Annotated in this window: 9 protein-coding genes; 2 read left to right on the top strand and 7 right to left on the bottom strand. The window is 45.9% G+C overall.

Features of this window, described 5'->3' with window-relative positions; all coding sequences use genetic code 11:
* Positions 1-101 precede the first annotated feature (101 nt).
* From IQ257_RS07015 to IQ257_RS07045, 7 genes are all read right to left on the bottom strand, one after another.
* Positions 102-2,834, bottom strand: a complete 2,733-nt coding sequence (locus IQ257_RS07015; protein WP_193880910.1) for an adenylate/guanylate cyclase domain-containing protein — start codon at positions 2,832-2,834, stop codon at positions 102-104.
* 313 nt (positions 2,835-3,147) lie between these two features.
* Positions 3,148-4,254 carry a hydrogenase expression/formation protein HypE gene (gene hypE, locus IQ257_RS07020; protein WP_193880913.1) on the bottom strand — a complete coding sequence of 369 codons (1,107 nt, stop codon included), beginning with the start codon at positions 4,252-4,254 and terminating at the stop codon, positions 3,148-3,150.
* 44 nt (positions 4,255-4,298) lie between these two features.
* Entirely contained in the window at positions 4,299-4,679 is a 381-nt protein-coding gene (locus IQ257_RS07025) for an aspartyl protease (RefSeq protein ID WP_322744227.1), read from the bottom strand.
* Positions 4,664-4,981 carry a hypothetical protein gene (locus IQ257_RS07030; protein WP_193880916.1) on the bottom strand — a complete coding sequence of 106 codons (318 nt, stop codon included), beginning with the start codon at positions 4,979-4,981 and terminating at the stop codon, positions 4,664-4,666. The genes IQ257_RS07025 and IQ257_RS07030 overlap by 16 nt, the downstream gene beginning before the upstream one ends.
* A gap of 88 nt (positions 4,982-5,069) precedes the next feature.
* Positions 5,070-6,242, bottom strand: a complete 1,173-nt coding sequence (gene hypD, locus IQ257_RS07035; protein ID WP_193880918.1) for a hydrogenase formation protein HypD — start codon at positions 6,240-6,242, stop codon at positions 5,070-5,072.
* Positions 6,243-6,312: 70 nt separating this feature from the next.
* Complete coding sequence (locus IQ257_RS07040) at positions 6,313-6,558, bottom strand: HypC/HybG/HupF family hydrogenase formation chaperone (protein WP_193880921.1); 246 nt, start codon at positions 6,556-6,558, stop codon at positions 6,313-6,315.
* Positions 6,559-6,627: 69 nt separating this feature from the next.
* Positions 6,628-9,120 carry a carbamoyltransferase HypF gene (locus tag IQ257_RS07045; RefSeq protein ID WP_228060488.1) on the bottom strand — a complete coding sequence of 831 codons (2,493 nt, stop codon included), beginning with the start codon at positions 9,118-9,120 and terminating at the stop codon, positions 6,628-6,630.
* Positions 9,121-9,404: 284 nt separating this feature from the next.
* Between IQ257_RS07045 and IQ257_RS29865 the strand changes: the two genes are divergently transcribed.
* Both IQ257_RS29865 and IQ257_RS07075 read left to right on the top strand, forming a co-directional pair.
* Complete coding sequence (locus IQ257_RS29865; RefSeq protein WP_228060489.1) at positions 9,405-13,253, top strand: PAS domain S-box protein; 3,849 nt, start codon at positions 9,405-9,407, stop codon at positions 13,251-13,253.
* Positions 13,250-13,708, top strand: coding sequence for a response regulator (locus IQ257_RS07075; protein WP_193881337.1), 459 nt, complete (start codon positions 13,250-13,252; stop codon positions 13,706-13,708). The genes IQ257_RS29865 and IQ257_RS07075 overlap by 4 nt, the downstream gene beginning before the upstream one ends.
* Positions 13,709-13,769: the final 61 nt, after the last annotated feature.

Below are 13,769 nucleotides of genomic sequence, written 5' to 3' on the forward strand. Positions count from 1 at the left end.
GAAAATTCCTATAAAATTAGCCCTAAGACTTTTCACGCCTGTCTCCTGACCCCCAGCCAAGTTTCACATTTCCTTTAGACTGACTATGGATGAGATAGGGATCAGCTACGACCGATGAGCCAATAGGTCATCATTTCACCTTTACCCTTAACAGTGATCGCACCCCGTTCTTCAAATACAAACTTATCTTTCAAACGCTCATAAGTTTGGGTAGTCACTTGAATTTTTCCAGGGACTCCTGAAGATTCCATCCTTGATGCGACATTGACGGCATCTCCCCACAAATCATAGATAAACTTATTAATGCCAATCACCCCAGCTACAACAGTGCCCGTGTTTATGCCGATGCGAATTTGGAAGGATTCACCGATATCAGCTTGGAAACGAGAGATGGCTTCTTGCATCTCCAACGCCATATTCGCGATCGCTTCAGCATGATTTGCCATGGCTACAGGCAAGCCTCCCACCACCATATAAGCATCACCAATCGTTTTAATTTTTTCCAAACCGTGCTGATATGCTAATTGGTCAAAGAGGGAAAAAACTTGATTGAGCAACTTGACCAGTTCTGTCGGATGCATTTTAGCAGAAAGGGGAGTAAAACCCACAATGTCAGCAAACATAATTGTGGTTTCATCAAATTGCTCGGCGATCGCACTAGTATCTTGTTTGAGCCGCTCGGCAATGAGTTTGGGTAAAATATTGAGTAATAATTGTTCTGATTTTTCTTGTTCTACCCGCAGAGATTCTTCTGCCTGTTTCCGTTGGGTGATATCTTCTATGACTCCCAGAATACCAATGACTTTGCCTTGAGAGTCATGGATAGGAATTTTATTGATATCAAGCCAGCATTTTTGTCCATCTTCTCCCAGTTTTTGTTTAACATCAATATGATGAAATTCCGGCTGATCCGCCTCCATAATTTGACGATCTTTCGCTCGTAATGCGTCTGCCACGGCTTTGGGGAGTAGATCATAATCTGTCAAACCGACTACGGCTTCTGGACTTTCTAACTGAGCGGCTTTAGCCCAGTTACGGTTACATCCTAGAAAGACCGAGTTAGTGTCTTTTAAGAAAACTTGCTGGGGGATATTATCTAAAATTAGCCGCAAATATTCTTCTTTTTCTCGGAGGGCTTCTTCGGCACGTTTGCGATCAGTAATATCTCGTGCGACCCAAATGACTCGGTTTGCTGAGATGGGTGAAATGCTGGCAGAGAACCAAGCCGTTTGCTCCGGAAGAGTTAAGCTATACTCAACATTGACTGTTTTCTGACTCGTAAGGGTTCTTTGGATATAACCCACAAACTGCTCGGCTTGCTCGGCAGGCAACAGTTCATAGTCTGTTTTACCCAGCATTTCATCAGCAGCTTTCGCCAAAAGTTCTGGACTGGCAGAGACAATTTTCAAATAACGTCCCTGTCGATCTTTAACGAAAATTAGCTCAGTCATTGCCTCAAACAAACCCCGTAGTTCGGCTTCAGCATTGACTAGTTGCACCGTTCTTTCATCAACCTTTTCTTCTAGCTCATCGTTGAGCTTTTCTAGGTCAGTAAAAGACTTACTCAACTGCCTTGCCATTTGGTTAAATGACTCAGCTAAAAGCTTCAGCTCATTGATTTGTAAAGGTGTATCATCATACTTCTCTACAGTTTGGTCGAGTTCTCCACTAGCCATGTTGCGACTCGCTTCACCCAATTCTAAGATGGGTTGAGTTATCCACCGAGAGGTAACAATTCCCACTCCCGTAGCTACTACAAAAGCTGCAAAACACAACAAAATCGTTGTGCGGGTATTGGCGTGGATCTGCGCCATGAAGTCGGCTTCTGGAACAACGACTACAATCAACCAGTCAAGACCAAATTCATCTTGATAGGGTGTCACCTGAACCAGTTGCTGCTTATTATTAAGTTTAAAAGTGAGCTGCTGTTGTTGCTCAATTTGACTGAAGCGATTAAATTCTTTGAGCAAATGGTTAGCTGTTGATTGAATCAAGAGATCATCAACTTGAGTCGCCTGGAGACGCTTGGGTTCATCAGTTTCACTAATAAATGAGGCTTCAGGAGTTGAAGAAGCAACCAAAAGTCCGTCTCGTCCCATGATAAAAGTCTGTCCTGTTTTGCCAACTTTTAGGGTACTTAAGAAATGACCAATATCTAACAGGGACAAATCGACGGCAAAAACCCCTTGTAAATCTCCGGTAGGATTGTAGATGGGCAAAACAGCAGGGAGGGCAATATTGGGGTAGGGAGCAGCCCAGACATAGATATCACCCCAGGTGGGTTTACCAACACGAGCCGCAGTTCTGTACCAAGGGCGAATCAGCATATTATAGTTGGGAATAGCTGACAACTCCTGAGTGCGATCGCCTTGGCTATTGGTTGCATAAGTGTAAAACTTACCGTTCGGAGAGTTGCTCGACCAGTAACCGATATTGAATGTACCATCAGGAGTCCGTTCTACGCCAGTGAAGACTTCCTGTTCGCTACCGAAATAAATGTAAGTCGCAGAATCAAATAATTGAATCTGCTTCCAAAAATGATGTTCTAAGCTCCTAGTATTCTGCAACTTTAATTTACCCAGATGGACATCATCAGCATTGATTTGATTAATCAGATGGGGTGTGCTTAAGTAAGTGTCAAGGCGATCTTTTATGTGCGCCGTGATTTCATTGCGTAACTGGCTGGCTAAATTCTCAACTGCCCTTTGACCGTTGCGAAAGGAAAGATACCCCACTAACCCCACAGCTACGACAACTTGCACAACGAATGGCACGACCAGAATAAGGCGTAGTGGTACTTTGGGATTGACGATGAAGTGGAGGGGTTTAGTCATGGTCAGAGCAAACATACCTAAGTTTTGTTAATTTCTATTGACAAGTACCGTAACAATAGGGAATAGTTCCCAGAACGACTTGCTTTCGTCTGAAATCAGCCCTTTTTGCTTTTTTTCGCCGATCCCATGGGAAGCACAGAAGACGATTTCAGATTATTCAGGAGCGTTTTAGCAGATACGGTCAAATCTAGGTCAATAGATTTATGGGACTGACAAAACTCAACTATGTAGCAATACACTAGCTGATCCCCCATTTTCGGATACGGAGGATTACACGAGAGGAAAATGAGGATTATAAATGGCTAATGACAAATTAGCAAATTCTAGGTAATTGGTCGCCGACTAACATATCAACGATGCGTTCGGCACCGAAGCCGGTTTGCATGAGGACGATTCCGGGGGGTGAGGGTATGACTTCGCCGATAATACGGGCGTCTTGTCCGGTGGGGTGGGATTGCATGGCAGATAGGACGGATTCAGAATGCGATCGCGGCACGATAACCACCAGTTTGCCTTCATTTGCCAGATACAAGGGGTCTAGTCCTAAAATTTCACAGATTCCTTTCACCTCCTCCCGTACTGGGATAGACTCCTCATGCAGGCGAATTCCTACATCAGAACTGAGAGCAAATTCATTTAATACCGTTGCCAAACCGCCGCGAGTGGCGTCTCGCATTGCGTGAGTTTCAGGGCAAGCATTAATAATGGCATCCACTAACCCATTTAAGGGTTGGCAGTCGCTTTTAATTTCCGTTTCAAGTGCCAATTCCCCACGGGCAATTAAAATAGCAGCACCATGATCTCCTAATTGTCCGTTAATAATAACTGCATCTCCAGGTTGAAGATTGCGGGCGGAGACAGACACCCCTTCACGAATTACGCCAATGCCAGCAGTATTGATAAATAACTTATCAGCAGATCCGCGATTGACTACTTTTGTATCCCCAGTAACAATTTGTACTCCCGCTGCGTCTGCTGCGACTTTCATACTCTGGACTACCTGCCGCAATGTGTTGACTGACAGCCCTTCTTCTAGAATCATGCTACAGGTTAGGTAGAGGGGTTTAGCCCCACTCACTGCCAAATCATTGACCGTTCCGTTAATTGCTAATGCGCCAATATCACCGCCTGGAAAAAATAGGGGATCGACAACATAGGAATCGGTAGTAAAGGCTAATCTATCTCCTTGAGTTAGCAGCGTTGCTAGTGGGACAGTTGCTTGATCCTCAAGTTGGGAAAGAAGGGAATTATCGAAACTGCCAACAAAAATATCATCAATTAAATCTCGCATTGCTTTACCACCACTGCCATGTGCCAGGGTAATATGGGTATCTCGGACTTTACTCTGGCGGCGTCGGACTTGTTCGATTTTTTGGAATAGGGGATGTTGTCCTGGGTTACTGATTGAAGTTTCGCTCATAGTGTTACGTTAAATTTTGTCAGTAGCACAGCCTATAATTGCCCTTAACTTCTTTCCAGTGTCAACACTCCTGCTGGCATATCTACCACAAGCCGCCGATGTCTCAACCAAGGTAAACCTATGATAGTTTCTCGAAATCCAGACCCAGCAACGACGGGAATTGTGAACTCCTCTCCATCTAACACCACTTTTCCCAAGTAGGTTTCCAACGTCGTTTCACCCATTGCGGTTAGCACATCTAGTCTATCAACAAGATTCCAGCTAAGTGCCTCTAAGTCTTGGTCGTTGATTGCTAGAAACTCAGTCGAACCTGTATCAAGTAGCGCATTAATTGGGAATATCTCCCCATTAGCCGCAATTAAATCAATCTCAAAAAATAGCTGACCAAGGCTATCAAACTCACCCTGAATCATACTCGTCCGCACAATCCAGTCTCATTGAGACGAAATGTATAAAATACAGCATTAGGATAATGTTCAAGTGCTTTCAGTAATGCCCCCATACGCTCTTGATCGATAAAGTAGTTTTCACTATCTGGTTCAATGACAATAAACCAGTTATAGTGGTTCTCGATTAACTCAGGGCGAAGTTTTTCAAAAATCGGGCGACAACGCTGGCGAAATGCCTGGAGTTCTGCTTTTTTTCGGGTTCTATCTGCGGTTGATAGAGTCTGTTCGGGTAAAACTCTGCCGCGCTGTAGGGTGCGTTGAGAAAAGGATTGAGTCATGTTGTGTTCTCCCTGTTGAATAAATTTGCCCAGGTTCGTTGGTAGACATTTTTCTCGACTTGAATAATCTCTAACACTATTCTATTTCTCATGCTGTTACCGTTGATTGATTCGGCATTGGTTCTTTAGCAACCTTAGAAAAGCGTCCATATTTGTAATACGCAGCACAAGCCCCTTCTGAGGAAACCATGCAGGTTCCAATCGGTGTTTCTGGGGTACAGGCTGTACCAAATACTTTACATTGCCAGGGTTTCATCACGCCTTTAAGAATTTCTCCACATTGGCAGGCTTTATGGTCAGCCACCTTACGATTGGGAAGAGTAAACTTCACTTCAGCATCAAATTGGGCGAACTCTGGGCGAATCTTAAACCCAGAATTAGGAATATCACCCAACCCCCGCCATTCAAAATCCTGGCGTACTTCAAAAACTTTTTGCATGGCATCTAATGCTACCCGATTCCCCTGAGATTGGACAATGCGATCGTACTGATTTTCTACCTCACAACGACTCTCTACTAATTGTCGCAAAATCATCCAAATCGATTGCAAAATATCCAAGGGTTCAAATCCAGAAACAACCAGGGGTTTCTGGTAGTTTTTAGCAATAAACTGATAGGGTTCAATGCCAATAACCATGCTAACGTGACCAGGACCAATAAACCCATCTAGTTGCAAATCAGGATTATCTAAAAGCGATTGCAGGGCAGGAATCACTAAAACATGATTGCAAAATATGCTGAAGTTTTCGAGCCCTTCTAATTTCGCTTGTCGGATGGTTAATGCCGTACTGGGGGCAGTGGTTTCAAAACCAAGTCCAAAGAAAACAACCTCTTTATCCGGGTTTTCCTTCGCCATTTGCAGGCAGTCTAGGGGAGAATATACCATTCGGATATCTGCGCCTAGGGCTTTGGCTTGTAAAAGGCTGGTTTTAGAACCTGGAACCCGCATGGCATCGCCAAAGGTGGCGAAAATAACCTTAGGATGTTCGGCAATAGCGATCGCATCATCCAACCTCCCCCTCGGCATCACACACACCGGACAACCCGGTCCGTGGATTAATTCAATCGTATCGGGTAGAATTTCTTCAATAGCGTATTTAAAAATAGAATGGGTATGCCCTCCACAGATTTCCATCAACTTCAGCGGTTGATTTTGCCTTTTTGGAGAAACGGAATCTATCGCGTCTTTACTTAAGGTTTTAATTTCACGGAGTAGGGCTTTTGCTGCTTGGGGGTTGCGAAATTCATCGACGTATTTCATAAGAGTTCTCCTAATTCTGAAAATAGGCAACCGGAATGGGATATTGTTTTAGTGTCGGCAATTATCCGTCTTAGCTAACCTCTGCTAATTCCTTCAGTAACTGCAACGTCTCCGCTGCTTCTTGTTCATCAATCCGATTCATCGCAAAGCCAACATGAACTAACACCCAATCTCCTACACAGGATTCAACGGGGTGGGTATCATCGATAATGCAAGCAATATTAACCTGACGCTTTACTCCACCAATCGTTACCATCGCTAATTGGCGTTCTGTATCAGTTATCTTTACAATTTGACCAGGAATTCCTAAGCACATTTGTTTTTTGTCCTTTGTGGCAACGGATTTGGTAACGGATGTAACGGATGTTTAACCAATGACTAATGACTAAATTAACTGTGCTGCTGCAATAACTGCTTGCCCTAAAGATATCCCTCCATCATTGGGCGGTACTAACCGATGAGTCAGTACCTCAATTCCCATTGCTTCTAAGCGATTAGTAACTTGTGCGAGTAAAATACGGTTTTGAAATACACCTCCTGTAAGAACAACGCGATCGCTAACCGTTTGGGGACGGAGTTGATCAACTATGATAGCGATCGCACTCGCCAAACCGCTATGGAATTTAGCTCCTATCTCTGCCTTTGAGACAGTTTGCTGCAAGTCATTCAGCAAGGCTTGCCACATCGGACGCGGTTCTAAAAAGGGAAGGAATTCCCCTCTACTCTCTAGAGTGCCAATTCCGAAGGGGTAAGGCACTACTTCTTCAACTTGATTTAACCTATCGGCATCAATAAGGGCTTCCATTTCAATTGCTGCTTGCCCCTCATAGCTGCATTCTTGCCGACAAATACCCAACGCCGCCGCCACCCCATCAAATAATCGCCCCGCCGAAGACGCTAGGGGAGAATTAATGCCTTTTTCAATTACCTGGTTGAGAAGCTGACGGGGTTTTTGTTCCAGAAACCTTACCAATTCTAAATCTCCGTACTGCTGTTGCAACTCTTCCCAGTCAAAGGCTGCCATCAATTGGGCGTAGGTATTCCGCCACGGTTGGTAAATTGCTTTTTCTCCACCGATCATTGTCACAGGTTTAAACGTTGCCAACCGTTTGAATCCCCGATAATCGGCTAAGAGAAATTCTCCCCCCCAAAGCGTTCCATTCTCCCCATACCCCAACCCATCCAGGGCAATACCCAAAACTGGGGGCGCATCGAGGGGAATACCATTTTCTGCCAGACAAGCAGCAATATGGGCATGATGATGCTGAATTTCCTGTAGAAATGTTGCATCCAACGTCTTGCCCAATTTAGTCGAGAGGTATTCAGGATGTTTATCAATGGCAATAGCAACAGGTTTATGCTTAAATAACCCCAAGTAAAGATTCAGCGTATCCCGATACGCACCAAAAGCAGCCGCATTTTCCAAATCCCCCAGATGTTGGGATAAAATCGCCTGCCCATCCCGCAGTAAGCAGAAAGTATTCTTCAATTCGCTACCCATCGCCAGAATATGAGGTACACTGTCAAACCCGGCGGGTAAACGAATTGGCGCAGGGGCATACCCACGGGCACGACGGAGAATCTGAATTTTGAATTTTGAATTTTGAATTTTGAATTTTGAATTGATAACTCGGACTACCGAATCATCAACTCGATTTACAATATCCCGGTTGTGCAATAGCAAATAATCGGCAATCTTCCCCAACTTGATACGAGCGTCCTGATTATCAATACATTGCGGTTCGTCAGACAGATTACCGCTAGTAAGGACAATGGGGCGATCCATCTGCTGTAGGATGAGATGGTGCAGGGGTGTATTGGGCAGCATGAAACCGAGGGTTGTTTGTCCGGGTGCGACTGAGGTGGCAACAGATTTGGTAACGGATATAACGGATGAGTTAGATGATGTGGAATTGAAGTTATTCTTCCTTGTCCCCTTGTCTCCTTGTCCCCTTGTCTCCTTGTCCCCTTGTCCCCTTGTCCCTTTGTCCCCTTGTCCCCTTTTCTCCAACAACACAATCGGCGCTACTGGACTTTGCAGCAATTCTCGTTCCTTCGGGTTCAGAGTGCAGTACTGTTCAATCACAGCTATATCTCGCGCCATTAATGCCAAAGGTTTGTGATATCGCTGCTTGCGCGATCGCAATTTTTGCACTGTCCTCTCGTTAGTAGCATCACAGGCTAAGTGAATACCCCCCAACCCTTTAATCGCTACAATCTCACCCTGTTGCAATAGGATACAAACAGTATCCAACGGATCTGATGTATCAACAACTTGACCATTTGCTTGTTCTAACCATACCTGAGGACCACAAACCGGACAGGCAATCGGTTGGGCGTGAAAGCGGCGATTTTCGACATCGTGGTATTCCCTAGCGCAATCGGAACACATGACAAAGGCTGCCATGCTGGTATTAATTCGGTCATAGGGAATAGACTGGATAATACTCAGGCGAGGACCACAATGGGTGCAGTTAGTAAAGGGATAGCGATACCACCGGGAACGGGAGTCAAAGGTTTCTGCTTGGCATTGGGGGCAGGTTGCTGCATCGGGGGCAATTTCGGTACTCACACTACCGCTTAGACTTTGAGCAATAACAAAATCATCAAAGGTACAGTCTCCTGGGTAGGGACTTCTAGAAATGGTTTCAATTGATGCAAGAGGTGGACATTCCTTTTGCAGGCGTCGGACTAATTCTTCTATCGCTTCAGAATTACCACAAACTCGAATTAAAACCCCTTGACCATCATTACAGACATCTCCTGTGAGTTGGCAAGCTTTTGCCAAACGGTATACGGTAGGGCGGAACCCAACCCCTTGAACCGTACCGCGAACTCTAATTTCTTCTTGGCTAATTGTTGGTGAATGATTGTTCATTCTTAAGGATTCTATTACCTGTTTTATTAACTCGATAGAGTCAGCCTAAAAGAATTATGAAATTTTCTCCATTCCCCACTCCCCATAAAATACTTCTAAGGATAGATGACAGTAGATTAACAATGAATGATCAATCATTTTCAGTTATTCTTGTCATTTTTTTAATTAAAATAATATAAAGACTATTGATTAACCTGAAAGGCTAACACTTCACTCGACTCACCTTGTAGAATTGGCAGTTTAAAGGCTAATAACTAGCTAACCCGCTCAACGTGCTAATCCTAATGTCAACGGCAATCCGCTTTCGATTACGGCACTACGGTGTTGCAGTAGGAGTCGTTATCCTAGCACTGCTACTGACACTACCCCTACAAGCTCTGCTGACATCACCTATCTATGCCTTGTTTTACGCAGCAGTGGCAGTGAGTAGTTGGTACGGGGGCGCGGGATCTGGATTAGTCGCAACGGGGCTATCGACATTAGCGATTAACTATTTTTTTACAGAGCCGCTCTACAGTTTACACATTAGCAACCTGGGTGAAATCATCCGATTAGGGGCGTTCGTGCTGGTAACATTATTGATTAGCTCCTTAAATTTAGAACTCCGTACCGCTAAGTCCCGAATTGAAGTCAGCCTTCGGAAGCTACGGGATAGCGAAGAACGCTATCGCTGCCTCGTAGATACTGCCTACGAGGGAATTTGGACAAGCGACGCGGCGGGACGAATTAACTATGTTAACCAGCGCATGGCGCAAATGCTAGGCCACAGCATTGAGGAAATGCGCGATCGCTTTATTTTTGAGTTTATGGATGCTGAAGCACGTCAAGAGCAAGAGCGGCATTTTAAGCGACGCCAACCACTGATGAAAGAACAGTTTGATTTTCGCTACCGCTGCAAAGATGGTTCTGATCTGTGGGCGATTGTCTCCACTAGTCCTATTTTAGACGACGGGAATCACCTTAGTGGTGTACTTGCCACTGTGACAGATATCAGCGATCGCCGCTTGCTTGAACAAGAAAAAATTTCCCGTGTGGAAGCCGAAGCGAGAACTCAGGTACTGCGAGACACCAACCACCGCATTACTCGTATCCTCGAAAGCATTACCGATGCCTTCATCAGCTTGGATAGTGAGTGGCGATTCACCTACGTTAACGGACAAGCCGAGCAGCTTATCGGCAAACCCCGAACAGCACTGATTGGTCAAATCATCTGGGAATTATTCCCTGCCATCCACGACTCCCAATATTACACCCAGATTCACAAAGCCGTAGCTGAACAGATGAGTGTCGCCTATGAAGAGTTTTATCCCACCCTAAATCGGTGGTTTGCTATCCGTCTCTATCCCTCAGCAGACGGGGTATCAACCTACTTACTCGATATTAGCGATCGCATTCAGGAAGAAGCCCTCCGAGAACAAGCGGAAATCCTTGAAAATCAGCAAAAATGGTTAGAAGCGGTATTAAACCTCCTGCCATCCCCCCTGCTACTGATTGAACCCGGAACTGCACAAGTTACCTTTGCCAACCGAGCAGCGGCAGAAATGGCTGGGGGCGAATTTCCCAAGAACGTACCTGGCGAAGACTACCATACCGTTTACTACTGCACCGATGCTACCGGGCAGCGCATCCCTGACGATCAAATGCCAGGAGTGCGGCTGGCACGAGGCGAACGCCTAGAAGGGTTCGAGATGGATTGGCACACCCCCCAAGGTGTACGTTCCGTTATTGAAGTGGGCGATACTCTACCGCCCATGTACGGGCATCCGGCAACCTGCGTACTAGTCTTCCAAGACATCACCGAACACAAGCAAGCCGAAAGAGCGCGGACAGAAAGCCAAGAATTATTTCAAAGCTTCATGAACTACAGCCCCACCCTAGCGTTTATCAAAGATGAAAAGGGGCGCTATATTTATGTGAATGCCTTAGTTGAGCGTCTTTTTAATAAAAGTTTCGCCGATCTGGTGGGAAAAACCGACTTTGATATTCTGCCCCCACAGACAGCCAGACAAGTTCGGGAAAACGATCAGGTGGTTTTATCTTCAGGTAAGGCAATCGAGTTGATCGAGACAGTACCGCACGAAGAGGGCGATCGCTATTACCTCTCCTTGAAGTTCCCCCTCCAAGACGCTTCGGGACGAAAACTGGTGGCAGGGATGTCCCTTGATATTACCGATCGCCAGCAGTTAGAAGATGAGCTGCGCCAAAGTGAAGCCCGATTTCGGCGCTTAGTGGAGTCGAATATTATCGGTATCTGCTTCCCCGACTTAGAGGGCAATATCTTAGATGCTAACGATGCGTTCCTCCAGATGGTAGGCTATACGCGGGAAGAATTGCATCGGGGTAAAATTAACTGGAGAGCCATGTCGCCCCCCGAATACCAAGAATTAGACGATCGCAAGGTTGAGGAACTCAGAGCCTTTGGGACTTGCACCCCCTTTGAGAAAGAGTACGTTCGCAAAGATGGCAGTCGCATCCCTATTCTGGTTGGTGCTGCTCTTTTAGAAGAGTCTGAGCAGGATACCGTTGCCTTTATTATTGATTTGAGCGATCGCAAAGAAGCCGAAGCCGCCTTACGAGAAAGCGAAGCCCGATTTCGCCAGATGGCAGATACAGCTCCGATCTTGATTTGGATGTCGAGTCCCGACAAGCTCTGCAATTACTTTAATAAAGGCTGGCTGAACTTTACCGGACGAACTCTCGAACAGGAACTTGGCAAGGGTTGGAGTGAAGCCGTCCATCCCGACGACCTCCAGCAGTGCCTCGGTAACTATACCACGGCATTTGACAAGCGTCAAGAGTTTACAATGGAATACCGCCTCCGGCGTTTTGATGGGGAATATCGTTGGATTTTCGATATCGGTACGCCTCGATTCGCACCGGATGGTACTTTTCTCGGCTATATCGGCTCCTGCGTAGATATTAACGAGCGCAAGCAAGCGGAGGAAGAAATTGTCAAACTCAACCAATCTCACAATCGCCGGATCAAAGAGCTAGAAACGTTGCTAGAAGTTATTCCCATTGGAATTGGTATCGCTGAGGATGCTCAATGCCACTATATCAGAGCTAATCCGCCTCTGGCTCAACTGTTAAGGATTTCCCCCCAAGTCAATGCATCCCTAAGTGCTCCCGACTGCGAAAAACCACCCTTTAAAGTCTACCGCAACGGTCGGGAATTGAAGGTTGACGAACTTCCCATGCAGTATGCTGCCGCTCACGGTGTTGAGGTTCCAAATCAAGAAATAGAAATTGTCTACGACAATGGAGACAGCACCCAGCTTTTAGTCTCGGTTGCCCCCCTGTTTGACGAAGAAAGCCAGCCTAGAGGTTGTATCGCTGCCTTTTTAGACATTACCGAGCGCAAGCTCTCAGAAGCCAAAATCCGGCAACTCAATGAACAACTCGAACGACGAGTCAAAGAGCGTACCGCCCAACTCGAAGTCGCCAATCAAGAATTAGAATCCTTTTCCTATTCAGTTTCCCACGATCTCCGAGCACCGCTACGCCATATTGACGGTTTTGTCAACCTCCTTCAAAAACGAACAGGGGGAACTCTCGATGAAACAAGTCAGCGCTATTTTAATACTATTACCCAGACGGTGAAACAAGCTGGGGTGATGATTGATCACTTACTAGCCCTCTCCCGAGTGGGACGTACCCAACTGCGCTGGGCGGCAGTTGACATGAATCAACTGGTACAAGAGATACAGCGTGAACTGACGATGGATACGAACGAACGAGTCGTTCACTGGCAAATTGCTGAATTGCCCTGGGTTGAGGGAGATGCCTCTTTGTTGCGTTTGGCAGTCCGCAATCTGCTGGAAAATGCCCTCAAATACACACGCACTCGTCCCCAAGCGGAAATTGTAATGGGTAGCACCAGCACGGAGACTGAAATCCTTTTCTTTGTCCGAGACAATGGCGTCGGATTCGATATGCGCTACGTGCAAAAACTCTTTGGGGTATTTCAACGCTTGCACACCGAACAAGACTTTGAGGGAAATGGCATCGGACTGGCAAACGTGCAGCGAATTATTCACCGTCACGGGGGGCGAACCTGGGCAGAGGGTGCGGTTGATAAGGGAGCAACCTTCTACTTTTCTATGCCAAAGGGTGTTCGAGGGGAGGAGGGATGACGGAACTTAAGCGCATTTTGCTCGTTGAAGACAGTCCCAACGATATTGAGTTAATTCTGGCTGCCTTAGAAGAAAACCATCTGGCGAATGAAGTTGTGGTGGTGCGGGATGGGGAAGAAGCGCTGGATTACCTGTATCGGCGCGGAATTTTTAAACTTCGGCGGGAAGGTCATCCGGTTATTGTACTACTGGATTTGAAGTTACCTAAAGTAGATGGCTTAGAAGTGCTGGCTAAACTCAAATCTGACGGCCAACTCAAACGGGTTCCCGTGGTGATGCTCACCTCTTCTGGGGAGGAGAAAGATTTGCTCAAAAGTTACGATTTAGGAGTGAATGGTTATGTAGTGAAGCCCGTGGATTTCCATGAGTTTGTAAATGCTATCAAAGAGTTAGGGTTGTTCTGGGCAGTGGTTAACCAGCCACCTCCCGGCTCATTACCTCCTATACGTCAATAGCCGTTCTACCAACGTTCTGAGTTTCCAAGTGTTAAGTACTGAGCTAACCTTAGCTGCCTAT

The organism is Coleofasciculus sp. LEGE 07092, from assembly GCF_015207375.1.
In the GTDB taxonomy this organism is placed as follows: Bacteria; Cyanobacteriota; Cyanobacteriia; order Cyanobacteriales; family Coleofasciculaceae; genus LEGE-07092.

Bases quoted from the DNA above. Each gene is read 5' to 3' on its own strand.
- IQ257_RS07015 (WP_193880910.1), bottom strand. From the start codon at position 2,834: ATGACTAAACCCCTCCACTTCATCGTCAATCCCAAAGTACCACTACGC.
- hypE (WP_193880913.1), bottom strand. From the start codon at position 4,254: ATGAGCGAAACTTCAATCAGTAACCCAGGACAACATCCCCTATTCCAA.
- IQ257_RS07030 (WP_193880916.1), bottom strand. From the start codon at position 4,981: ATGACTCAATCCTTTTCTCAACGCACCCTACAGCGCGGCAGAGTTTTA.
- hypD (WP_193880918.1), bottom strand. From the start codon at position 6,242: ATGAAATACGTCGATGAATTTCGCAACCCCCAAGCAGCAAAAGCCCTA.
- IQ257_RS07040 (WP_193880921.1), bottom strand. From the start codon at position 6,558: ATGTGCTTAGGAATTCCTGGTCAAATTGTAAAGATAACTGATACAGAA.
- IQ257_RS07045 (WP_228060488.1), bottom strand. From the start codon at position 9,120: ATGAACAATCATTCACCAACAATTAGCCAAGAAGAAATTAGAGTTCGC.
- IQ257_RS29865 (WP_228060489.1), top strand. From the start codon at position 9,405: ATGTCAACGGCAATCCGCTTTCGATTACGGCACTACGGTGTTGCAGTA.
- IQ257_RS07075 (WP_193881337.1), top strand. From the start codon at position 13,250: ATGACGGAACTTAAGCGCATTTTGCTCGTTGAAGACAGTCCCAACGAT.